Here is a 22,518-nt window from a genome sequence, read left to right on the forward strand (position 1 = left end):
ATGCTCAGAAAAGGCTTTGCCATTTGATCGTTCCTATTCGGTGTAGGCGACTGCGCGCTGCAGCAGACCGAACATGGAGTCCAGCAGCATGCCCACAACACCAATCATGAGGATGGAAAAGATGACGGACGTCAGATCTAGATTGTTCCACTCGTTCCAGACGTAATAGCCGATGCCCGTACCACCCACGAGCATCTCTGCCGCGACAATCACCAGCCAGGCGATGCCGATTGAGATACGCATACCTGTCACAATCGTGGGTGCGGCGGCAGGCAGGATCACAGTAAACGCGGTTTTCAGAGGGCCCAGCTCATGGGTCCGGGCGACATTCACCCAGTCCTCCCGCACGCCCGCGACGCCAAAGGCGGTATTGATGAGCATCGGCCATATGGAGCAAATGAAGATGACAAAGATTGCACTGGCCTCACTGTCCTGAATGACGAACAGAGCAAGCGGCATCCATGCCAATGGCGAGATCGGGCGCAACACCTGGATGAAGGGGTTCAGTGCCTTGTAAGCGACCGAGGACATCCCGATCAGGAACCCCAGCGGGATTGCGATCAGTGCGGCCAGAAAATACCCCGTCAGGACGCGGTAAATGGAATAGCCGATCTGAATACCGATGCCCTTGTCGTTTGGCCCCGCATCATAGAACGGGTTGGACAATTGCTCCCACGCTTTACCCAGCACCTGGCTGGGGGGCGGCACGCCGGCCTTGGGCTGGCCACCACCGGTCAGCAATTCGTATTCTGTCAGTTCTCCGACGGCTTTCTGTGCGGGGATCGACATTTCCCAGATCAGACAGCCGACGACCAAAAGCAGCACTGATAACAGCGCTGCCTTTTTGTTTTCCGACAGGGCGCGCATCAGTTGGCCTTGATCGCAAAACTGTCCACATAGGCCTCTGGCTGCGCCGGATCGAATGTTTTGCCCATGATAGTGTGCGACTTGTAGGTGACATCCGGTGCGTCATAGCCCAGGTCTTGCATGACCTTTTTGGCGTCTGCAGCCAGATAGACCTGCTCGGCGACAGTTTTGTAATCTACATCGCCCTCGATATAGCCCCAGCGTTTCATCTGGGTCAGGATCCACACGCCCATCGAGTGCCAGGGGAAGGGGTCAAAGTCGATCCGGTCGGGGACGCGTTTCACCTCGCCCAGACCGTCGGCGTAGGTGCCGGTCAGCACCTGCTGAACCACGGTCACCGGCTGGTTGAGATAGTTGGTGGGTGAGATTGCCTCGGCAATCTCCACGCGATTGTCTGCGTTCGACGCATATTGCGTGGCGTCAATGATCGACTTCAGCAGCGCGCCGTAGGTATTGGGCAGTTCCTGGGCGAAGGACAAAGGTGCGGCAAAGGCACAGCACGGGTGGCCTTCCCAGATTTCCTTGGTCAGGATGTGGATAAAGCCGATGCCTTCATAGATCGCGCGCTGGTTAAACGGATCTGGTGACAGGTAACCGTCGAGGTTGCCCGCACGCAGGTTCGCAACCATTTCCGGCGGCGGCACCACGCGGATCTGGATATCCACATCAGGGTCGAGACCAAACTCCGCCACGTAATACCGCAGCAGGAAATTGTGCATCGAATACTCGAACGGCACCCCAAAGGTGAAACCTTTCCACTGTTTTGGGTCGCGCTTGTCGAGATGCTCGTTGGACAGAACGATCGCCTGCCCGTTAATGTTTTCGACAGCAGGCATGATGTATGGCTCCGCCACGGAACCGGCACCCAGCGTCATGGCGAGCGGCATTGGAGTCAGCATGTGGCTTGCGTCATATTCACCGGAGAGGGATTTATCCCTCGCCACAGCCCAGCCTGCGGTCTTGATGACCTGCGCATTGAGTCCGTAGCGTTCATAGAACCCTAAAGGCTGCGCCATGATGATCGGCGTGGCGCAGGTGATCGGAACAAAGCCGATGTTCAGGTCAGTTTTTTCTGGTGGTCCAAGATCATCAAGAATTGCAGCCGTCGCTTCCCTGATCGGAAAGACAGAAGCGAGGGCCGCCGCCGCGGTGGCACCACCAATCATACCCATGAACGACCGGCGCCCGATGTCATTCTGTCCAAAGACCGACCGCACAATCGCACTTTCAACGGCGCGCTCCATCATCTGCTCAGACGACATGTGGTGTGGTTCCACATGGTCTTTTTCGTGCCCGTGGCCGCTCACGCAGCCCTGGCATCCGCAATCGGCACCATGCCGCAGATCGGTTTTTTCAGAGTAAGGATTTCCAAGGCTTTTGATGTTCATGTTCGTCTCCTGTCGGTGTTAACCAAATCTTTTCATGCAGGAGAGACCGCGAACAGCGGGTCAGAAACCTGCCCGAAAAATCGCAATTAATTGATTTTTATGATTACTTTTTGAGCAGAGTTTACGAAAAATCGTAAATTACGAAATCTCGGCAAAACCGTGCCAGCAAAGTCGGGCCATAGTGACCGCATGCTCGATGATTCCCGACCGCAGGCCGTTTTGGACTTTCAACCGTTGGCGGCAATGGTTGTGGATCCGCGCGCAAATCGGATTTTGGATGCGAATACAGCTGCCCGGAAGCTTTTCAATTTATCAGCGGGTGACATCAGGTTTTCGGATCTGCTGATTTCTGACGCTGGCGAAATGGCCGTATATCTGGACGCTGTGTCGCATTACGGCTGCTACATCAGCCGCGCCCTGCACTTTCATGGACGCAAAGACGCTCCGCCAAGGCTGCAAACCTATGGCGCGCAGCTGCCCGACCATCAGGTTCTGCTCAGCTTTCTTGATCTGGAGGATGTGGACAAGCGCACCCGCGAGACAGAGCAGGAGATGCATCACAAAGGCGGCCTGACGCAATGGCAGAACATCTATGGCTTCTTTCGCGAGGTTGAGGCGCAGAACCACCTGATCCTGGAGGCCGCTGGCGAAGGAATTTACGGTATCAATGCGCAGGGACAGGCGACATTCGTCAACCGAGCCGCCCAGGAGATGCTGGGGTGGTCGGCAGATGATCTGATAGGGCGCGAACTGCACCCGATCATTCACCACAAGCATCTCAACGGCGAGCATTTCCCGGCCCATAAATGCCCGATCTACGCGTCGTTTCGAAAGGACGAAACCATGCGTGTGGACGATGACGTCTTCTGGCGCAAGGACGGCAAACCGATCCTCGTCGAATATGTGTCGACGCCGATCTATGATCACAACGTTCTTGCCGGTGCGGTCGTGATATTTCGGGATGTCACCGAGCGGCGCGAAAACGAGCGCAAACTGCGTGAGGCTCTCGATGAGGTGAAAGAGCTGAAAGAAAAGCTGGAGCAGGAAAACGAATACCTGCTTACTGAAATCCGCTCCGCGCGCTCGCAGACAGGGATCGTCGGCGTCTCGCCGGCCATCAGGTCGCTGAATATTCAGATCGGTCTGGCCGCACAGAGCAACGCGCATGTTCTGGTGTCCGGCCCACCCGGGTCCGGAAAGAGCATGACGGTCTCCGCCATTCACGAGGCCAGCAGCCGCCACCGCCGCCCGCTGGTGCGCATCAACTGCAGCGAAATTAATTCGCAGGCATTTGAGGCTGAGCTGTTCGGGTACCGGCGCGGCGCCTTTGCGGGCGCAAGCCGGGACAAGACCGGCAAACTGATCATGGCGAATAACAGCACATTGCACCTCGATGAAATTACCGATTTGCCCCGGGATATTCAGGCCAGGCTGCATGATGTCCTGCAAAGCGGTCGGTTTCAGCGATTGGGTTCCGGAGAAGATACGACCGTGTCACTGAATGTCGTTGCGACCACGTCCCGTGACCTGTCTGCAGAGGTCAGAGCAGGCCGGTTCCGGCAGGACCTGTATTTTATGCTCAACCTGTTTTCGATCCGCTGCGAGCCCCTGAGCGAACGCCCGGCGGACATTCCTTATCTGGCCAAACACTTTCTTGACCGGACGACCCGCAGGTTGCGGTTGCCGAAAACCCGGCTGACGCGGGCCAACATTGACGTCCTCAACCAGTACGGCTGGCCCGGCAATGTGCGTGAGCTTGAAAACGTCATAGAACGCGCTGCCATTCTGGCGCAGGGCGGGCGGCTCGAATTCGACTTTCATCTCTCTGGCTCATCGCCCGCGGCGGGATCAGATGTCGTTCTGACTAATGACGAGTTGCGCGCGCTGGAGCGAAAAAACCTCGAAAACGCTCTGGCCCGCGCAAAGGGCAAGGTCTCGGGAGCCCATGGCGCTGCTGCTATGCTCGGCATCGCGCCGACAACTGCGTATTCCAGGATCAGGTCATTCTGCATTGATCCGGCGCAATTCAAATAGCGGATAGCCTCAGCCGTCACGATCCGGACGCGCTTTCAGGTCGGCTCTGTTCGGACCCGGGTTTTGCGGTTGGGATACGCGAACCTTTTTGAATGCCGCGTTCGGCGGGCGGTGCGGCAATCTGTGCGCTGCTTTTTCAAGGGCCCTGCGCGTCGCGCGACGAAACCGTCAATGTGCGGATACAGTGTCGCAGCCAACAATTGCATAGCGTCGCACTCAACTTCTTGTGTCAGTTTCAAAAGCGGATCAGTTGTATGACCCGCGCCGGCGATTTTGCCCTGCCGCCAGTCTCTGTATAAGTGTTTGGAGAAACGCGGGTTTTGACCGTACGTTTGTGAAAGGGAGGGCAAGACGATCAGACCCATTGCTGCGTTCGACATTGATACCGGAAAAGCGACAGCCGTTGAAAGTGCGCAACCCGCTCTGATACCGGCCGCGGGTTATCGCTGGATTCACCTGGATTTACAGGATGAAGCCGTCAGGTCCTGGACGAAAAACCATCTGCCTGACATAGCCGCGCGTGCGCTATGGCAAAGTGAGACACGCCCCCGGTGTGAGCGATTGGAAAACGGGCTGATCCTGAACCTGCGCGGGGTCAATCTGAACCCGGAATCCGATCCTGAAGATATGGTTTCCCTGCGTATGTGGGTGACGGAAAGCGCCATCGTTTCGGCCCGGATACGAAAGGTCTGGGCAATAGATGCCATCCGACAATCAGCTCAGGCTGGAACCGCGCCCGTTTCTGTTGGCAGATTTCTGGCGGAACTGACCCACGGCTTAACAAACCGGATCGAAACCGTTTCACTGGGCCTCGAAGAGCAAACGGATGAACTCGAAGAAGCGGTTGCTGAAAATCGTCCTCTGCCTGTCGGAAAACTGAGCCGTCTCCGGCAGGCCGTCATCAAGATGCGGCGTTTTATCAATCCGCAACGCGAGGCAATTGCCACCCTGGCAGGCCTGGAAAACTGGATCATTGCCCCGGACGAAATCGCACTGCTGCGGGAAACCGCAAACCGGACACGACGCATTGTGGAAGAACTGGACGCAACGCGCGACAGACTGTCAGCCCTGCAGGATCACATCGAAGCAGACCGCGCCCACGCACTGAGCCGCAACAGCTATGTTCTCTCTGTTGTCGCCGCGATCTTCCTGCCACTTGGATTTCTGACCGGGCTTTTCGGCGTCAACGTCGCCGGGATGCCGGGCACGTCCGCACCACTGGCTTTCTGGATGCTGACAGGGGTTTCGATCCTCGGCGGGTTGGCGCTTTTTGTGATATTCAAATTCTCGAAATGGCTCTGAGGGGTACAACTGTTCATGGTAAAAAGCCTGCTTCCTTTGATGGCCCTTTTGATGGGGTCCGCATTTTTGTTGTTCGCCGGGGGCGTAAACGCCCTGATCCTGCCTGTGCGGGGCGAGGCAGAAGGCTTTACCGCCGCTTCGCTGGGTTTGCTGGGAACCGGTTGGGCTATTGGCTATGTGGCGGGGTGTTTGTGCACGCCCGCACTGGTGGCCCGGGTAGGTCATATCCGGGCTTTCGGGGCAATGTGTGCCATAGCGGCCATCGCCGTGCTGTTGTCTCTGGTGCTGATCACGCCATGGGTTTGGATACCCGTCCGTGCCCTGTCCGGGTTCTGCTTTGCCGGGGCGGCGATGATCGTGGAAAGCTGGCTGAATGAACGCGCTGACGCATCGTCGCGCGGGCGGGTCTTTGGCATCTACACAATGGTGAACCTCGCCGCGACGACCGCGGGTCAGATGGTGCTGACGCTTGGCGATGCAAACGGGTACTTCTTTTTTGTGCTGGCGGCTATGGTCTACTGTCTTGCACTGTTGCCAACCGCCATCAGCGCGACAACGACGCCGCGCCCGCTGACACAGGTCTCGCTCAACCTGCCCGGGTTATGGCGAAACTCGCCGATCGCGTTCTTTGCCGTACTGATGGTTGGCATTTCAAACGCCGCCTTTGGAACGCTTGCAGCGGTATATGCTGCCAGGATCGGGCTGACCCTGAACGACATCGCCCTCTTTGCCAGCATCCCCATCCTTGCCGGTGCACTGTCTCAAATCCCTGTCGGGATCGCGTCGGATAATTTTGACCGCCGCAAAGTGCTGGTTGGCATCACTGTTTTCGCGCTGATTGCGGATTCATTGTTTCTGTTTACCGGGGTGACACAACCGCTTCTGGTTCTGGGGTTCTCCGCACTTTTTGGCGCAACAGTTTTTGCGATGTACCCGGTCATTGTAGCCCACGCCAATGATCATGCTGAACCGGGTACCTTCATCCAGGTCAGTGGCGGATTGCTTCTGGTGTTCGGTGTTGGCTCAATCGTCGGGCCAACGGTTGCCGGTTTTGCGATGACATCTTTCGGGGCCGCGAGCCTGTTTGCGATCACAGGCACGGCTCATATTCTGCTTATCCTCTTTGCGATCCTGCGTCTGAGAACAGCGCCCGCCGTCACGACAGAAAACAAAGGCACCTTCCAGGCCCAGCCTTTGGCACGCGCATCTACCCCGGAAACGGCAGCTCTTGCAGCAGATCAGGCCGAGCTGGATGCCGACCAGCCACCGGATGACGCACCAGCTTCCCCTGCGCCCAGGACAGACCACACAGAATAAGCAAGTGCTTTTTGAACCAACGGGTTTTCCGGCGTGGTTGCTGCTCGGCAGTGCGGTGTCAGCAGCCGGACCTGTTGGTATCTCGCTGATAAACACAGACCCGGCTCTCGCAGACTTCGACGAACGTGTCACAAACCTTCAGGCCACTCTGACCGGTTCCACAGATATCGCCATGCGTAACGTACTGGATAGTGACACTCTCAACATTCCCAGCACCCTGGGTATCACGGCAGTTGCCTGGCAAATGAATGGACTTGCGGAAACTATCCGCTTCTAAATCCCGGGCAAAGCATCGCTGTGGGTGTTCTGATCAGTTTACCCGAACAGCGGCAGAAAACGTAAAGGCCAAATGCTGCGCTTCGCTCGAATGACTGGTATGCAATCGGGCGTTATTTTTGCAATGACGGACTGCTTTGCCTGAGGAGCGCTTGCCCGCCGACGCTTTTCACCCATACAGTTGCCAAAGCTCAGCATTGCCGGTCAGAAGGGTGCAATTGAAACCGCAGATTCCCCAGAAAACGATAGAGAAATGGCAGCGTATCGTTGACCTGATTGCGCGGGTCGCCGATGTACCGGCCAGTCTGGTGATGCGCACCGACGCGCCTTACCATTCGGTTTTTGTCACCAGCCAAAGCGAAAACAACCCCTATCAGGTTGGCTGTCAGTTCACGCTGAATGAAAAACTCTATTGTTATGGGGTTCTGCAAAATGACGGGGAACTGTTCGTCGAGGACGCGACCCGTGATCCGGCCTGGTCAGACAATGACGATATGGAACACGGTATGACCTTCTATGTCGGTTACCCTCTGAAATGGCCTGACGGGGCGGTCTTCGGTACGATCTGCATGCTCGATTCACGGCGCAACAGGCGTGCGACATTGTTTCGCGAAGGGTTGCAGGAATTTGCCCGGGTGATCGAGGCCGATCTGGAACTGTTCACAGAGATAAACAGGCGGATCGAACTGGAAGCTGAGTTAAAGACCACTCTGGACGAGCTTGAAACCCGGGTCATGGACCGGACGGCAGATCTGGAAGAAGCAAACACTGCACTTCGGGTGCTGCTCGGCAGTGTCGAGAAGGCGCGCGAGGAATATGACCTTACGCTCCTGCGCCAGATCAAAGGGCTGGTGATGCCGCATCTGGCCAAGCTGCGCGTCCGGCTGAAAGGCGATCAAAACGGATGTGCCTATCTGGATATGGTCGAGGATCAGCTGAGGTCGATCACTGCAAATGCGAGCGGCAAGCTGTTGACAGTGATGGAAAAACTGACACCGGTCGAACGTGAGATTGCGCAGATGATCATGCGCGGGCAGTCTACAAAGGAAATCGCACGCACCCTGTCGCGGGGGCGCAGCACGGTCGAATTTCACCGCAACAACATTCGGTCCAAGCTGGACCTCAGACACAGCGGAAAAAATCTGCGCAGCCTGTTGTTGTCTCTCCACTGAAACATGGGGGAGTTCCCCATGTTTTACTGGCAGTATTCTAATACAGGGTCAGCAATCCTTCGTTGCTATCATCATGCCATCTGAAGCCAAATTCAGAAAATGGAACAACAGGGATGACAATGATGGACAGAGATGATCTCGAACTGAAACCTACGCTTGTTAATGGTGAAACGGACGAACTGGCCAATGGCATTTCACGCCGCTCTTTCTTTATGGCGGCGGGTGCCGCGGGTGTTGGCGGGGCCACCAGCCTGCTGAGCGGCACATCCGCTCAGGCCCAGTCGACCGACTGGACGCAACCTGGCAACAACAACGGTGTGATTGAGTTGCAGAAAACTACTGGAACGGCCACGTCGGGCGCTGTGGGGATCGACTTTTACGGCCACTGCGCAATCAAGATCACATCACCAGGTGGTGCCACGCTCATGTTCGACCCGTGGCGAGATGACCCGTCGGGTGCCTGGGGGCTCTGGTTCAAAAATGAGTTCCCGGAAACGCCCGTGGATACCTGCCTTTCGACGCATACACATTTTGATCATGACGCCATTCACCGTCCGGTGTCGACGATGGTGCTGGACCGTATGGTCGGGAATTTCGAGTTTGCTGACATCAAGATCACCGGGTTTGCCGACAAACATGTCTGCCGCGCGCCCGGCTGGTACAGCTGGACGGACGCGCTGAACGAATTTGGCGTAAAAGCCTGCCCGCCGGACAACGTCAGCCACATGGATATGGTGGTATACCTAGTCGAGACAGGTGGCATACGTACCCTGATCTGGGGTGACAACCGGCACAACCCCCCACAGGAATTCTGGGATGCGATCGGACAGGTGGATGTGCTGACACTGCCGGTCGACGGATCGCAGCACATTCTGGATTACCAGCAAGGCAACGATATCGTCGCAAAGCTGAAACCCAAAGTCATCATTCCAACTCACTATCTGAGTGAAACGACCAGCTACACGCTGACAACGCTTCAGCACGCGGACGATTGGGTCCAGTCGCAACAAAGCTTCAGAATGCTGGACAGCGCAAGCCTGTCGCTTGAAGCCGGAGAAGTCGCCGGTATGGACCGCGAATTCCTTTATTTCGGGAACCATGCCCATACCAGCTAGGCCTGTTGCCAGTGCGGGCGAGGAGGAACGTAACGCCTCGCCCGACATCGAACCGGAACTATCGCCGCGATTGGCGTACATCGTCGCGGATGGACAGTGATATGCAGACAACTAAGGCTCTGACGCGTGGCGCGACCGGCAATTTGTTGCTCCCCGTGCCCCTGCGGCGGGGACCGAATTGCACAAGGCCACAATGCGTCTGACAGAAACGAATTCAAACTTCGCCCCGCCCTGGCGTTTTATCGACAGCCCGAATCCGTCCACCGGGTACAAGTCTGCGATACCAGCGCAACCGCAGCGTCGTGACGCCAGCCGGAGGGTCAGTTTTGTGCAGTTCGCTCCGATTTGGGACATCAGAAGCTGAGGCTCCCGGATCGGGCGCCAGGGTCGGGACCCATTGAGTTTCGATCAATGGCATGTGTGAGGGCTGAAAAACGAGCAACGACCGTGTCTGAGTTTTTTTGGCGGAAAGATGTGCGGATGGCGGGTTTCGCGCCCTGTAGCCTAAGGCTTCATTGCCAACCTCGTATTGCTGGCATACAAGCTATGAGGTTTTTTTTCGAAATCAACGGCTTACGTCTGCGCGATGCGACATGGGGAATATCTTTTTTACGAAACCCTTACAATCGCTGGCGACTTTTGAGCGAAAAGAGTTTTGGCCCGCATGGATTATAAGTTTGAACGTTACACCGGCTAAAGAGTAACCTTCCCGATCATTACAACCTGTTCCAAGGCACGTCCTCTCCCTCCCCGCGGGTTTGAGCGCAAAAGGCGGCGGCGAACCTCCGATCGGGCGCACAGAGGGTGGCATGACCAGGAAGCTGCTCCACCGGGTACAGCAGAAGTGTTCTACTGAAACTGTTCGTCACTTACTGACAGGTCAGCCGTGAAATCGGGGTACCGGCGTTGCCGGGCAGCCTGCCTGACACTGATGGGTTCGCCCGGGGCCTTCTCCGCCCTCAGAATACCCGGCTCACACCGCTTACTGGCCCCCGCGCTGTGAACCCCGTGCGGGTCACCGCCAGTTACGATCATTGGCAGATGATCCAGGACAGAGGGCGGAAACCGGCCTTTCCGGTTCAGCAGGAGTCGCCAGGTACCAGACGAAAACCGAGATCTGCAACAACAGGCTCCTGCGATCCGTCCTGAGCAGTTGCACTGCTTGTCACAGACAGGGCTGCGCGCCGCCCCATCTCCAGGCGCGGCGTTTCGATGGTTGTCAGCCGGATGGGCAATGCCTCCAGAAAAGATAGCCCGTTGAAACCCGCAAGTGCCACCTGGCCGGGTATGTCGATACCGTTGCTCAGACAGTGCATTATTCCGCCAGCCGCCAGGTCGTCGTTGGAAAAATACAAAGCCTCTGGCGCATCAGACCGGGCAAGCACCTCTGCCATTGCCCTGCGTCCCTCAACCATCGAGGATGGCCCGGTAATAACCCGGTTGAGCACCATCTGTGCACCAGCCTCGCGAACAACCGCGCAAAAGCCGCTGAACCTCTTTACGGCACGCAGATCGCGCCCGCCCTGACTGCCAATATACCCGAAACGCCGATAGCCTTTTTCCAGCATGTAGCGCGCAGTTGCCCGGCCCGCCGCCTCCTGAGAGATGCCAAAAGCCGCCGACATGGGCGTGCCGTCAATATCCATCACCTCGGCCACGCGCACGCCGGAGGCGCGGATGGCAGCACGGGTTGCATCCGTATGTTCCAACCCCGGCAGGACAATGCCACGAGGCCGCCATGCCAGCAATTCGCGCACAATCTCTTCTTCGCGCTGCAACGAGTATTCGCTGACACCGAATACGGGCAGTATGCGCTTGCTGATCAGAGTTTCATTCAGGCCATTGAGCACTTCGGAAAACACGCGGTTTTTGAGCGTTGGCAGGACGACCGCCACCAGAGAGGTGGTTTCCTCGCGCAGGGCGCTGGCCAGCTTGTTCTGGACGTAACCGAGCTTGCGCGCTGCTTTTTCGACTCTGACACGCACATCGTCCGACGTCTTTCCCGCACCGCGCATTACCCGCGAGACGGTCATCTGACTGACCCCTGCCTCGGTCGCGATATCATCCATCGTTGGCGCGGCTGTCTTGCCCGAACTCATTGCGCACTGTCCCTTCCGGCAATCAACTCCCCTGCTCACATACAGACTAAGGAATCGAGTTGACAAGTGTTTACGTAAACATGATACATAAATTAATGATGTTTACGTAAACAATTCACCATATGTCATCTGGGAGGATACAAATGAAAAATATTTTGCTGAGCTCTACATTCATCGCGGCCGCTGCAGGAATGGCAGCCGCAGACACTTACCGGCCGGAGTGCTTTGCACCTGCCCCCGGCACATCCACAATCAGCTATGACGCCAAAACCGGCCCGTACAAGGTGGCCTTTGTGAATGGTTTTGCCGGCAACGACTGGCGCATCGCGGCCATTCAGGCGTCCAAGGCCTGGGCTGCACGTCCCGAAAACGCCGAAAAGCTGGAAGAATTTACTATTGTTTCGGTTGGCAACGACAGCGCAGCACAGATCGCCGCGATCGATAACTTCATGGCGGCCGGATATGACGCAATCACTTTCATTGCCGTGAACCCCAGCGCGTTTGAGCCGGTGATCCGCCGCGCAGAACGCTCCGGCACTGTTCTGGTGCCCTTTGACAACGTGCTAGACACGGACAAGGTTGTTCAGATCAACGAAAGCCAGCTGGAACTGGGCCGTCTCAAGGCGCAGACTGTAATGGATGCCCTGGGCGGTACGGCTGAAAAAATCCTGATGGTTGACGGCCTGCCCGGGAACGCAACAGACCGCGACCGTCGCGCTGGCATGATGAGCGTTCTTGAAAAAGTCGACGGGCTTGAGATTGTTCAGGTCGTCGGCAACTGGGACACCGGAACCAGCCAGAAGGTTGTATCGGATGCGCTGGCGACCCATGGTCAGTTTGATGGTGTCATTTCGCAACACGGCGCTGCCGGGACCATCAATGCCATGCAGTCCGCCGGACACCCTGTCGTCCCCATGGGCGTGGATGGTGAAAACGGTGTGCGGATGCTGATGGACGAACTGGACATTCCGGGGATCTCGGCGGCGCAGGCGCCTGCGATGTCGGCTGTGGCACTGGAAGCAGCTGTGGCTCTACTTGAGGGCAACGCGCTGCCACAAACCGTTTATCTGCCGATCCCGCAGGTCAGGGCCGAGGATCTGGAAGCCGGGGTGAACTACTTCCCCGATCTGCCAAAATCCTTCAATACCGGGACAGGTTTCCCGGATTGCTTTGCACCCTTTACACCAGAGGAGTTGCTTGGCCAGAACGCTGACAACACCTGATGTCAGCGGCCTGACGGTTCAGCCCGGCGCACTCTCCTGCAGCCGGGCTGATTTTTTCCTGTCAAACCGGGGCTTTACTGTGAACCAGACCGACGACGTCATTGTGCGCCTTGAGGGCGTGTCAAAGCACTATGGTGCCACGACGGCGCTGGATGGTGTCGATTTCGCCTGTAAAGCAGGCGAAATCCATGCGGTTCTGGGTGAAAACGGCGCGGGCAAATCCACACTGATGAAGCTTATCTCGGGCGTCATCCAACCCAGCGACGGGCGAATTTTCGTGGATGGAGAGGAAACGCCCCTGCCCACGCCGCGAGCCGCCGTAGAGCGCGGCCTTGTATGCATGTTTCAGGAGTTGTCACTGGTGCCGGACCTCAGCGTGCGCGAAAACCTGATGCTGGGCGCTCCCGGCTCAGGTCTGGGCCGCCTGCCCGGTGCCATTGTACGGCGCGCACAGGAGGTCCTGGCACAGATCGATGGCGGCGGCATAGGAATGGGCGCGCGGGTCGCGGACCTGAGCCTTGCCGAACGCCAGCAGGTCGAAATCGCCAAAGCCTTTGCCCGCAATCCCAGACTGCTGATCCTGGATGAGGCAACCTCTGCGCTGAATGCCTCTGTCGTCGACAAGGTGTTCACACTGATCCGGGCAGAATGTGCACGGGGCGTTGGTGTGCTGTTCATCTCGCACCGCTTTCACGAGATCGAAGCACTGGCTGACCGTATCTCGATTTTTCGCAACGGCGCGCTCGTCGACAGCTTTGCCAATGGCGCTCATGACTACCCCGCGATCATCTCCAGAATGGTTGGCCAGAAGATCACAGACCTTTTCCCGGCAAAACCGCGGGCCAGACCCGAGGCACAGGAGGTGCTGCGGATCGATGATTTTGGCTGGAACGGCGAACTGACAGACGTGTCCATTACCCTGCGAAAGGGTTGTATTACGGGCCTGGGCGGCCTCGATGGTCAGGGACAGGCCGCAGTGCTTCAGGGCCTGTTCGGATTGCTCAAAAAGACCGAAGGCGGCATTGTACTTGCGGGCCAGCCGATCACGCTGAACAGCCCCGGCGATGCGAAAAATCCGGACATTGGTATCGCGCTGGTGCCCGAGGATCGCAAGACCGAGGCGCTGATCCTTCAGCAAAGCATCGCGGCCAACATGGAGCTGGCCGCCGTCGGCGTGCGCGGCATCAATGCGGAAGACCCGGCGCTTTACCAGCCCTATACCGATGCGCTGGAGCTGAAATGCGAGTCGCTGGATCAGCCTGTATCGCAACTGTCAGGCGGCAATCAGCAAAAGGTTGCGCTGACGAAATGGCTCGCACTTGAACCGCGCTGTTTGCTGCTGGCCGACCCCACCCGTGGCATCGACGTCAAGACCAAGACACAGATCTATGCGCTTCTTCGCCGGCTCGCAGATCAGGGCACCGCGATCCTGCTGCTGTCCACCGACTACGAAGAGTTCATCCACCTCTGCGATGAAACGCACATCTTTTATGACGGACGCGTGGTGCGACACCTGACCGGCGATGCCGTAACAGCGGAAAACATCCTGGCGGCAACACTCAACATCCCCGCACAGCAGGCCGCCCATGGCTGATCTGTTGCGCGCAAACCGACGCGAGGCCATCGCCCTTGCTGTGCTCCTTGCACTGCTGACTGTGTATCTGGTCACGCACCCGCGTGGCATGTCGACCTATGTGATGACGATCTGGGCCAACCAGTGCCTGATCCTGGCCCTCGCCGCGATTGCGCAGTTTTTTGCCGTCATCGTGCGCGGCATCGATCTGTCGGTTGGGGCCGTTATGGCGCTGACAAATACGGTTGCCTCTTATGTGCTTGCGGGCAGTGGGATCGGTCTGGCTGGCGGGGTCGTTCTGGTGCTGCTGGTAGGGCTGGCCTGCGGACTGGTGAACGGCATCCTGGTGGTTTACGGGCGCATACAGCCCATCGTTGTCACACTGGCGACTGCATCGGTTTTTGTCGGACTGGCGCTGCTGTTGCGGCCTACCCCGGGCGGGCAGATCAACTATGACTTTGCCGATGCGATGACGCTGGATGTGCTGGGCGTGCCCACGGCCCTGATCATCACGGCACTGGTGATCTTTGGCTTCTGGATGCCGTTGCGCCGCACCGGGCTTGGCCTTGGCCTCTATGCGATCGGCTCCTCTGAACAGGCGGCATTCCAGTCGGGCATTCAGGTGCCGGTGATCCGCATGGCCTCCTTTGCGCTGGGTGGGCTCTTTGCCGGCCTCGCCGGACTTTACTTCAGCTTTGTGACAACCACCGGTGACGCAGGCATTGCGCCAAACTTTACCCTGAATGCCATTGCCGCCGTGGTCCTGGGCGGCGTGGCGCTGCGCGGGGGTGTCGGCAGTCTGATCGGCGCGGTGGCGGGCGCGTTCATCCTCAAGACCATCGGCGCACTGATGTTCTTTTCCGGCCTGCCGCCCCTGGCACAACCTTTCGTCGAAGGGCTTATTCTTGCCGCGGCCATCGCCATCGGTGGCGCAGACATCCTGCGCGTGCGCAACCGCCTGGAGGTGTTCGGACGATGAGTACCCGAAGCAAACGCCTGCCTGATCCCGACACCCTGATGCCCTTTGCCGGGGCGATCGTTATGATCCTAGGCGGCAGCCTGTTCTTCCCGCAAATTCTGGGGTTGGGATATCTCGGCCAGCAATTGCAGATCGCGTCGTTCCTCGGCGTTATCGCGATGGGTGCGACCGTGGTTATCCTGCTGGGGCATATTGATTTGTCCGTGCCATGGATCGTCGGTGGTGCTGCGATCCTGTCCACGTCGCTCGCCGGAACCGGAGACCCCGTTTTGACAGCCCTTGCGATCCCCGCAGCCCTGGTGTTCGGCGCAATCATCGGTCTGATCAACGGCTTTGGCGTTGCGATCCTGCGCATTCCCTCAATGGTCTGGACGCTGGCGGTCAATTCGATGCTGCTGGGCCTCGCCGTCCTCAACACCGGCGGGTTCAACCCCAAAGGCGAGGCAAGCGCCACAATGATCTGGATGGCCTCCGGCACGGTCGGAGGCATACCTACCGCCTTTGCCCTCTGGATGCTGCTGACCGCACTGCTCGCCCTGTTTCTCGGGCGTACCGGCTTTGGTCGCTATCTGTCCTCAATCGGGTATAATGAAAAGGCGACGTTCCTGTCGGGCGTCTCGACGCCGTCGGTGATCTTTGCTGCCTTTGCTATTGCGGGCCTGTGTTCAGCTTTTGGTGGCGTTCTGCTCGCGGGCTATGCAAATCAGGCCTACCAGTCGATGGGCGACCCGTATCTCCTGCCAACAATCGCCGCTGTGGTGATCGGCGGCACCTCAATCCTTGGCGGACGCGGCAGGCTTTTGGGAACGGTTGGCGGTGTGCTGTTCATCACCCTGCTTACATCGATCCTGTCGGTGATGCAGATCTCGAATGCCTGGCGCAGCATCATTTTTGGTGTGATTATCATCGTCATGCTGCTGATCCAGACCCTGCGCCGAAAGGAGAGCTGACCCATGACTGCGCATTACGAGATCTTCGATCCCGCCTTTGCCGCGATGATCGACACCACCACTCCACCGGAAATGATCGCAGACGGCTTTGTCTGGACGGAGGGTCCGGTCTGGCTGAACGACACCCTTTATTTCAATGACATTCCCAACAAGCGGATGATGAAATGGCAGCCCGCACAGGGCGTGTCCCTGGCCCTTGCCAACAGTGAATTTGCCAATGGCAACACACTGGACCGCACGGGGCGCATGGTTTCCTGCGAGCACGGTGGGCGGCGGGTGATCCGCAGGACCGATCCCAAAGACCTGAACGCCGTGGAGGTGATCGCCGAACAGTATAACGGCAAGCGTCTGAATTCCCCAAATGACGTGGTCGTCCGCTCGGACGGGTCGGTATGGTTCACCGATCCACCCTACGGCATCAACTCCGACATCGAAGGTTACCCGGCCGAAAGCGAAATCGGCGGCTGCTATGTTTTCTGCGCAGCTCCCGACGGGACACTGACAGCCGTGGCTCAGGATTTTGACAAACCGAACGGTCTGGCTTTTTCTCCGGACGAGCGCAGGCTTTACATCGCAGATTCAGGCGCAATCCGGGGAGCCAGTTTTCCCGGGATCGACTATGACCTGCCACACCACATCCGCGTTTTTGACGTGGAGGGGACCACACTGACCGGCGGCGCGGTTTTTGCAGAGATCACGCCCGGTGTGCCAGACGGCTTCCGCATTGATACCGGGGGATATGTCTGGACCAGCGCGATGGATGGCATCCACTGTCTGGCACCGGACGGGCAGTGTCTGGGGAAAATCCGGATGCCGTCCCAGACGTCGAACCTATGTTTTGGCGGGGCAGACGGAACGGATATTTTCATCACAGCGTCTGACAAAGTGTGGCACGTCAGATCCACGCGCCGCGACGCCGCACATCAAAACACTGGCCAGCCATCGGGAGAGCCGTCATGACAACATCACTCAGGGTGGCCGCTTTTGGCCTTGGATCAATGGGGTACGGGATGGCCCAATCCCTTCTGCGGGCCGGACATACCGCTTACGGATTTGATGTCAACCCGGACGCCGTCGCGCGGTTCAGGGCCGAAGGCGGCGCAGAGGGTTCTCTGACAGACATTGCGCCCGATCTCGACGCAGTCGTCGTCGTGGTTCTGAACGCCGCCCAGGCAGAAGCCGTTCTGTTCGGTTCCGACGGCATCGTACCGCATCTCAAAGCGGGTGCTGTGGTGATCTGTTGCCCGACTGTGCAACCAGAGTTTGCGCGCCAGATGGAAGCCCGGTGCGGTGCGACCGGTGTGCATTACCTTGACGCGCCGATCTCTGGTGGTGCGGCCAGGGCCGCGCAGGGCCAGCTGTCGATTATGGCGGCAGGTACGCCGCAGGCCTTTAATGCGGCACGCCCTGTCCTGGATGCCTGCGCCGCAACTGTGTTTGAGCTTGGGGACAGCGCGGGCCCAGGGTCCGCGATGAAGGCGGTCAACCAGCTTTTGGCCGGGGTGCATATCGCCGCCATGGCAGAGGCGGTAACTTTTGGCATGACGCAGGGCATCGATCCCGAGACATTTCTCCGGGTTATACCGCAATGTGCAGGCACGTCCTGGATGCTGGAAAACCGCGCGCCTCACATCGCAACCGGTGACTATACCCCGCATTCAGCGGTCGATATCTGGCCCAAGGATCTGGGCATCGTGCTGGACATCGCGCATGGCGCGAAATTCGGCGCGCCCATCGCAGCGGCGGCGCTGCAACAATACCTGGCCGCCTCTGGCATGGGGCACGGGCGGGAGGACGATGCCGCCGTCGCCAAAGTCTATGCCCGTAACGCTGGGCTGACACTGCCCGAAAAGAAAGCCTGACCGGCGACCCCCGGCATGGCACGCCAAAAGAAAACACAACAATTCCATTGGGAGGAAAGAGAATGATCAAGACTTTGAAACTGGCCGCAGGAACCATCGCGGGCCTCGCACTGGCCGTCGCGGCACAGGCGCAGGACTTCCCCGAACGCCCGGTCAACCTGGTGGTACCGTTCAATGCAGGTGGCGGCACAGACCTGCTGGTTCGCGGCTTTGCTCCTGAATTCGCCGAAGCCCTCGGCGGGGATGTCTTTGTGTCGAACATGGCAGGCGGATCAGGTACCGTTGCCGCCGCCGCGCTGGCAGGACAAAAGCCGACCGGCTATCAGCTGGGTTACTGGTCCGTGACCGTGTCCACCATCCAGCCACAGATCAAGGACGTCCCCTATGACGTCGACAGCTGGGTGCCCATCTGTTCCGTGGCCGCCTCGCCCACGGTTCTGTTCACCAACGCCTCGAACGACCTGACCACTGTGGACGAGATGAAATCCGCCATTGAGGCCACTCCCGGCAAGTATCTGTTCGGCTCGTCCGGCCCCGGCGCCATGACGCATCTGACAACCGTCGCGGCCTTTGCCGGTCTGGGTCTGATGGACAAGATCAAGCATCTGCCTTTCCAGGGCTCTGGCCCGGCGTTGCAGGCTATGGCCGCAAACACGATCCAGTTCTTTGGGGATACGGAAATCCTGATGCAGCGCGGCGATTTCCGCCCCCTGATCGCGTTTTCTGACAAAAGGCTGGAAAATTTCCCGGACGTACCGACAGCAACCGAAGTTGGTATCAAAGCGCCCCTGAATGAGCTTTACCTCTGGGGCGGGCTTTTTGCACCCGCAGGAACGGATGCGGCCGTGGTTGCAAAACTCTCCGAGGCCTGCGGCACCGCGGTGAATTCCGACGGGTTCCAGAAGTTTGCAGCCGACACGCAGACCACGATCAACTACCGCAACGCCGAAGAGTTCAACACCTTCTTCCGCGCGCAATATGAAGCGAACTCCGCCATCATCGACGCCGCAGGGCTTTGATCTGAAAAGATGGGCGCTGCGAATTGCGGTGCCCATCCCCTCTGAACAAATCGGAGACCCATGGCATGGGTGCACTGAACGAACGACGGGTCACCTCACTGGTGCTGGTACTGATTGCAGCTGCATTGCTGTCGAATACTTACGGCCAGCAGTATGCCGAGCTGGGCGGGGCCTTCAGCCCGATGTTCTTTCCCCGCATCATCTTGTGGATGTGGCTCCTGATCGCGACGCTCGATCTGGTGGCCGAACTTGTCAAACGCAGGGAAACCGACAAACCCGAAGTCCTGCGCGTCGTGATCATTGCCGTCAGTACCGTCATATTTTTGTGGTCCATGACGCGCCTGGGTTTCTTTCTGTCTGCAGTGCCTTTTACCGCGCTGGTTCTGATCACTCTGAATGCGCGCAACCCGTTGCCGCTGATCGCCGTGTCGGTCGGTGTGCCGATGGCGCTGGTGGCTCTTTTCAACCATGTGCTGGTCCTGCCGCTGCCAACCTCGCCTTTCGCGTGGTGGTTCTGAGGACACTGAAATGATTGAACTCCTCCCACAGGCTGCAGCACTCATCTTTACGGTCGAAGGCATCGCTGTGCTGGTGCTGGGGACAATGCTGGGTATCGTTCTGGGGGCCCTGCCCGGGATCGGATCCACCGTCGCGGTGGCCATGATCCTGCCCTTCACGCTCAGCATGTCGCAGGCCCCGGCCATTCTGCTGCTGCTGGCGGTTTATGCGGGCTCCGTCTATGGCGGGTCAATCTCCGCTATCCTCATCAACACGCCGGGCACGCCACAATCGGCGGCCACTTGTCTGGATGGCTACCCCATGGCACAACGCGGTGAGGCCGGTCTTGCGCTCGGCTGGAGCACCATCGCCTCCACTGTCGGCGGGCTGGTGTCGGCGGTTGTGCTGTTGCTGGCCGCACCACAGCTGGCGGCCCTGGCACTGAATTTCGGACCGATCGAGACCTTTGCTCTGATCCTGCTGGGTCTGACCTGCATTGTCTCCGTGTCTGAGGGCTCACTGATCAAAGGGCTTGTTGCCGGCAGCATCGGGCTGTTTCTGGGCTGTGTCGGGGGTGATCCGATCACAGGCGAGGCGCGGTTTACCTTTGGCCAGTTCCAGCTGATCTCGGGGTTCAACCTGCTGGCCGTCGTGATCGGTGTGTTCGCCCTGTCCGAAGTGCTGATCCGCGCTGCTGCTAAGCCGGAGCAGGATCAGACCCTTGTTGCGTTCAAAGGCATCGTGCTGCCGCCTCTGTCCGCATGGCGCGGGCGCTGGAAAGGTCTGGCGAAATCCGTGGCCATCGGGAATGGCATTGGCATCCTGCCCGGTACCGGCGCGGCCACTGCAGCATTTATTTCATACGCCGAAGCGCAGCGTTCTTCACCCAACCGGGGGAATTTTGGCAAGGGCGAGCCGGACGGCCTGATCGCATCGGAATCCGCCAATAACGCCGTGACCGGGGGCGCTCTGGTACCAACGCTCGCACTTGGCATTCCGGGCGATGCGATCACAGCCGTGATGCTGGCCACGCTGACACTGCACGGTGTGACCCCGGGCATCCGGCTGATGACAGACAATCCCGTACTCATCGCTGCTATTTTTTCAGGCTTTTTCGTCATCAACCTGATGCTTCTGCCGCTTGGCATGCTCGTTTCAAAGGCCGCAGCCCCCCTGCTGCGCCTGCGCGAAGCCTATATGCTGGCGATGATCGTGCTGCTCTGCGCGGTTGGCGTCTATTTTGTGCGGGGCAATCCGTTTGATCTGATGGTCATGGGTGCGGCTGGGATTGTTGGATTTCTGCTGCGCCGCCAGGGCATGCCGATGGCGCCCTTGGTGATTGGGATGGTACTGGGGCCCACACTCGAAATCAGTCTGCGCCAGGGGCTGATCATCACCGATGGCAGTTTCGCAGCCTTTTTCGTGGGTCATCCCATAGCCGCGGTTCTGGTATGCATTGCGGCGGGGATGCTGTCCCTGCCGCTCATCACAAAGCTGCGTCAGCGCGGCAAAACCCGCGCCTGACGCGCGATACAAAAGAGGCCAGGACCATGACCACCTTTATGGGCTGCATTGCGGATGACTTTACCGGCGCGAGCGATCTTGCCGGGCTGCTGGCGCGCTCGGGCGTGCGCGTTTCCCTGCGGATCGGCGTGCCGGACGAACCACCGAGGGAAACAGCTGCCTTTGAGGTGATTGCGCTCAAGATCCGAACGTCTCCCGTGGATGAGGCAATCGCCCAGGCGCGTGCTGCACTGACATGGTTGCAGGCTGCCGGGGCGCAGCGGTTCTTCTGGAAGTACTGCTCGACCTTCGATTCAACACCAACCGGGAACATCGGCCCTGTGGCCGAAGCGCTGATGCAGGATCTGCAGACAGATCAGACCATCTACTGCCCCGCCTTCCCGGAAAACGGGCGGTCGATCTTTATGGGCAACCTGTTTGTGGGTGAGCAGTTGTTGTCCGAAAGTCCGATGAAGGACCACCCCTTAACGCCCATGCGCGATGCGAACCTGATGCGCCTGCTTGTGCCGCAGGTGAGCAGACCGGTGGGGCTGGCCAACAGGCTGACCGTGGCCAAGGGGGCTGCTGCCCTGTCCGAGCGCCTGGCAGAACTGGCGGCAGAGGGCGTGGCGCATGTGGTGGTGGATGCCGTCTCCGATGACGACCTGCCAATCATCGCCGACGCCTGCCGCGATATGCCCCTGATGACCGGCGGCTCTGCTGTCGCGATGCCGTTGCCGGATCTCTACATCGCCAATGGTACGCTGAGCGCAGATGCTGTTCGGGCGACACCTCCGGTGCTGGAGGGAAAGTCCATCCTTCTGTCGGGCAGTTGTTCTGCGATGACGCGTGCGCAGGTCGCCACCTATGCTGCGACGGGTGCCCCGACCTGCCGGCTTGACCCGCTCGAGCTGGCCGCCAGCGGGCCAGAGGCGGCCCAGGCATGGCTTGCGGACCAGGACCTGTCAAAAGCACCCCTGATCTATGCCACCGCTGAGCCCGACATGGTGCGCATAGCGCAGGACAAACTGGGCGTCGCCGCTGCCGGAGAGATCGTGGAACAGGCCCTTGCTGCCTGCGCCAGGGCAGCTCTTGACCAGGGCGCGCGGCGCTTTGTGGTGGCGGGGGGTGAAACCTCTGGCGCTGTCACACAGGCGCTCGACGTCACACAACTGGACATCGGTGTGGAAATCGCACCCGGTGTGCCATGGACCTATTGCGTCACAGGCGGCACACAGATTGCGCTGACCCTGAAATCGGGCAACTTCGGTGCGCAGACATTTTTCAACGACGCTCTCTCTGCGCTTTGATCAACCGCTGCACCGGGAATATCTCTGAAAG

At 58.8% G+C, this 22,518-nt stretch carries 19 protein-coding genes; 16 read left to right on the top strand and 3 right to left on the bottom strand.

The annotated features are described in order from the left end of the window. Nucleotides 1–33 precede the first annotated feature (33 nt). Both ntrB and Q1A34_RS12390 read right to left on the bottom strand, forming a co-directional pair. The gene (gene ntrB / locus Q1A34_RS12385) at nucleotides 34–825 is read right to left on the bottom strand and encodes a nitrate ABC transporter permease (RefSeq protein WP_300034321.1); all 792 of its coding nucleotides are present in this window, start codon (nucleotides 823–825) and stop codon (nucleotides 34–36) included. A gap of 41 nt (nucleotides 826–866) precedes the next feature. Then, nucleotides 867–2,255, bottom strand: coding sequence for a CmpA/NrtA family ABC transporter substrate-binding protein (locus Q1A34_RS12390; RefSeq protein ID WP_300034324.1), 1,389 nt, complete (start codon nucleotides 2,253–2,255; stop codon nucleotides 867–869). A gap of 189 nt (nucleotides 2,256–2,444) precedes the next feature. Here Q1A34_RS12390 and Q1A34_RS12395 point away from each other — a divergent pair, with 189 nt between their 5' ends. The 6 genes from Q1A34_RS12395 (at nucleotide 2,445) to Q1A34_RS12420 (ending at nucleotide 9,471) form a co-directional block, all read left to right on the top strand. After that, a complete protein-coding gene (locus Q1A34_RS12395; protein WP_300034327.1) occupies nucleotides 2,445–4,289 on the top strand; it encodes a sigma 54-interacting transcriptional regulator in 1,845 nt (614 codons plus the stop codon). Nucleotides 4,290–4,739: 450 nt separating this feature from the next. Next, the gene (locus Q1A34_RS12400; protein WP_366942862.1) at nucleotides 4,740–5,591 is read left to right on the top strand and encodes a zinc transporter ZntB; all 852 of its coding nucleotides are present in this window, start codon (nucleotides 4,740–4,742) and stop codon (nucleotides 5,589–5,591) included. A gap of 51 nt (nucleotides 5,592–5,642) precedes the next feature. Beyond that, a complete protein-coding gene (locus Q1A34_RS12405) occupies nucleotides 5,643–6,908 on the top strand; it encodes an MFS transporter (protein WP_366942833.1) in 1,266 nt (421 codons plus the stop codon). Between the two features lie 4 nt (nucleotides 6,909–6,912). Further along, nucleotides 6,913–7,185: a hypothetical protein gene (locus Q1A34_RS12410; protein WP_300034334.1), complete on the top strand. Its 273-nt coding sequence runs from the start codon at nucleotides 6,913–6,915 to the stop codon at nucleotides 7,183–7,185. Between the two features lie 211 nt (nucleotides 7,186–7,396). Next, nucleotides 7,397–8,356: a LuxR C-terminal-related transcriptional regulator gene (locus Q1A34_RS12415; RefSeq protein ID WP_300034338.1), complete on the top strand. Its 960-nt coding sequence runs from the start codon at nucleotides 7,397–7,399 to the stop codon at nucleotides 8,354–8,356. A 119-nt stretch (nucleotides 8,357–8,475) separates the two neighbouring features. Next, nucleotides 8,476–9,471 carry an MBL fold metallo-hydrolase gene (locus tag Q1A34_RS12420; RefSeq protein ID WP_300034341.1) on the top strand — a complete coding sequence of 332 codons (996 nt, stop codon included), beginning with the start codon at nucleotides 8,476–8,478 and terminating at the stop codon, nucleotides 9,469–9,471. Nucleotides 9,472–10,550: 1,079 nt separating this feature from the next. Here the strand turns inward: Q1A34_RS12420 and Q1A34_RS12425 are convergent. Further along, a complete protein-coding gene (locus Q1A34_RS12425; protein ID WP_300034344.1) occupies nucleotides 10,551–11,570 on the bottom strand; it encodes a LacI family DNA-binding transcriptional regulator in 1,020 nt (339 codons plus the stop codon). Between the two features lie 143 nt (nucleotides 11,571–11,713). Between Q1A34_RS12425 and Q1A34_RS12430 the strand changes: the two genes are divergently transcribed. The 10 genes from Q1A34_RS12430 to otnK all read left to right on the top strand — a co-directional run bounded on the left by Q1A34_RS12430 (nucleotide 11,714) and on the right by otnK (nucleotide 22,487). After that, nucleotides 11,714–12,793: a sugar ABC transporter substrate-binding protein gene (locus tag Q1A34_RS12430; protein ID WP_300034347.1), complete on the top strand. Its 1,080-nt coding sequence runs from the start codon at nucleotides 11,714–11,716 to the stop codon at nucleotides 12,791–12,793. Beyond that, nucleotides 12,768–14,387, top strand: a complete 1,620-nt coding sequence (locus Q1A34_RS12435) for a sugar ABC transporter ATP-binding protein (protein ID WP_300034350.1) — start codon at nucleotides 12,768–12,770, stop codon at nucleotides 14,385–14,387. The genes Q1A34_RS12430 and Q1A34_RS12435 overlap by 26 nt, the downstream gene beginning before the upstream one ends. Continuing rightward, nucleotides 14,380–15,345, top strand: coding sequence for an ABC transporter permease (locus Q1A34_RS12440; protein WP_300034353.1), 966 nt, complete (start codon nucleotides 14,380–14,382; stop codon nucleotides 15,343–15,345). The genes Q1A34_RS12435 and Q1A34_RS12440 overlap by 8 nt, the downstream gene beginning before the upstream one ends. Further along, a complete protein-coding gene (locus Q1A34_RS12445; RefSeq protein WP_300034356.1) occupies nucleotides 15,342–16,295 on the top strand; it encodes an ABC transporter permease in 954 nt (317 codons plus the stop codon). Before Q1A34_RS12440 ends, Q1A34_RS12445 begins: the two co-directional genes overlap by 4 nt. Nucleotides 16,296–16,298: 3 nt before the next feature. After that, nucleotides 16,299–17,255: an SMP-30/gluconolactonase/LRE family protein gene (locus Q1A34_RS12450; protein WP_300034359.1), complete on the top strand. Its 957-nt coding sequence runs from the start codon at nucleotides 16,299–16,301 to the stop codon at nucleotides 17,253–17,255. Continuing rightward, the gene (gene ltnD, locus Q1A34_RS12455; RefSeq protein ID WP_300034362.1) at nucleotides 17,252–18,157 is read left to right on the top strand and encodes an L-threonate dehydrogenase; all 906 of its coding nucleotides are present in this window, start codon (nucleotides 17,252–17,254) and stop codon (nucleotides 18,155–18,157) included. Before Q1A34_RS12450 ends, ltnD begins: the two co-directional genes overlap by 4 nt. 62 nt (nucleotides 18,158–18,219) lie before the next feature. Further along, nucleotides 18,220–19,176 (top strand): tripartite tricarboxylate transporter substrate binding protein, encoded by a 957-nt coding sequence (locus tag Q1A34_RS12460; protein ID WP_300034365.1) that lies wholly within the window; start codon nucleotides 18,220–18,222, stop codon nucleotides 19,174–19,176. Nucleotides 19,177–19,241: 65 nt separating this feature from the next. Continuing rightward, nucleotides 19,242–19,694 (top strand): tripartite tricarboxylate transporter TctB family protein, encoded by a 453-nt coding sequence (locus Q1A34_RS12465; RefSeq protein ID WP_300034368.1) that lies wholly within the window; start codon nucleotides 19,242–19,244, stop codon nucleotides 19,692–19,694. Nucleotides 19,695–19,704: 10 nt separating this feature from the next. Then, a complete protein-coding gene (locus Q1A34_RS12470) occupies nucleotides 19,705–21,198 on the top strand; it encodes a tripartite tricarboxylate transporter permease (protein WP_300034371.1) in 1,494 nt (497 codons plus the stop codon). Nucleotides 21,199–21,224: 26 nt separating this feature from the next. Beyond that, entirely contained in the window at nucleotides 21,225–22,487 is a 1,263-nt protein-coding gene (otnK, locus tag Q1A34_RS12475; RefSeq protein WP_300034374.1) for a 3-oxo-tetronate kinase, read from the top strand. The last annotated feature ends 31 nt before the right edge of the window (nucleotides 22,488–22,518 follow it).

The organism is uncultured Roseobacter sp. (assembly GCF_947491795.1).
Classification (GTDB): Bacteria; Pseudomonadota; Alphaproteobacteria; order Rhodobacterales; family Rhodobacteraceae; genus Roseobacter.

Bases quoted from the DNA above. Each gene is read 5' to 3' on its own strand.
- Q1A34_RS12440 (WP_300034353.1), top strand. From the start codon at position 14,380: ATGGCTGATCTGTTGCGCGCAAACCGACGCGAGGCCATCGCCCTTGCT.
- Q1A34_RS12390 (WP_300034324.1), bottom strand. From the start codon at position 2,255: ATGAACATCAAAAGCCTTGGAAATCCTTACTCTGAAAAAACCGATCTG.
- Q1A34_RS12450 (WP_300034359.1), top strand. From the start codon at position 16,299: ATGACTGCGCATTACGAGATCTTCGATCCCGCCTTTGCCGCGATGATC.
- Q1A34_RS12405 (WP_366942833.1), top strand. From the start codon at position 5,643: ATGGGGTCCGCATTTTTGTTGTTCGCCGGGGGCGTAAACGCCCTGATC.
- Q1A34_RS12445 (WP_300034356.1), top strand. From the start codon at position 15,342: ATGAGTACCCGAAGCAAACGCCTGCCTGATCCCGACACCCTGATGCCC.
- Q1A34_RS12465 (WP_300034368.1), top strand. From the start codon at position 19,242: ATGGGTGCACTGAACGAACGACGGGTCACCTCACTGGTGCTGGTACTG.
- ltnD (WP_300034362.1), top strand. From the start codon at position 17,252: ATGACAACATCACTCAGGGTGGCCGCTTTTGGCCTTGGATCAATGGGG.
- Q1A34_RS12460 (WP_300034365.1), top strand. From the start codon at position 18,220: ATGATCAAGACTTTGAAACTGGCCGCAGGAACCATCGCGGGCCTCGCA.
- Q1A34_RS12420 (WP_300034341.1), top strand. From the start codon at position 8,476: ATGATGGACAGAGATGATCTCGAACTGAAACCTACGCTTGTTAATGGT.
- Q1A34_RS12395 (WP_300034327.1), top strand. From the start codon at position 2,445: ATGCTCGATGATTCCCGACCGCAGGCCGTTTTGGACTTTCAACCGTTG.
- otnK (WP_300034374.1), top strand. From the start codon at position 21,225: ATGACCACCTTTATGGGCTGCATTGCGGATGACTTTACCGGCGCGAGC.
- Q1A34_RS12425 (WP_300034344.1), bottom strand. From the start codon at position 11,570: ATGAGTTCGGGCAAGACAGCCGCGCCAACGATGGATGATATCGCGACC.
- Q1A34_RS12430 (WP_300034347.1), top strand. From the start codon at position 11,714: ATGAAAAATATTTTGCTGAGCTCTACATTCATCGCGGCCGCTGCAGGA.
- Q1A34_RS12470 (WP_300034371.1), top strand. From the start codon at position 19,705: ATGATTGAACTCCTCCCACAGGCTGCAGCACTCATCTTTACGGTCGAA.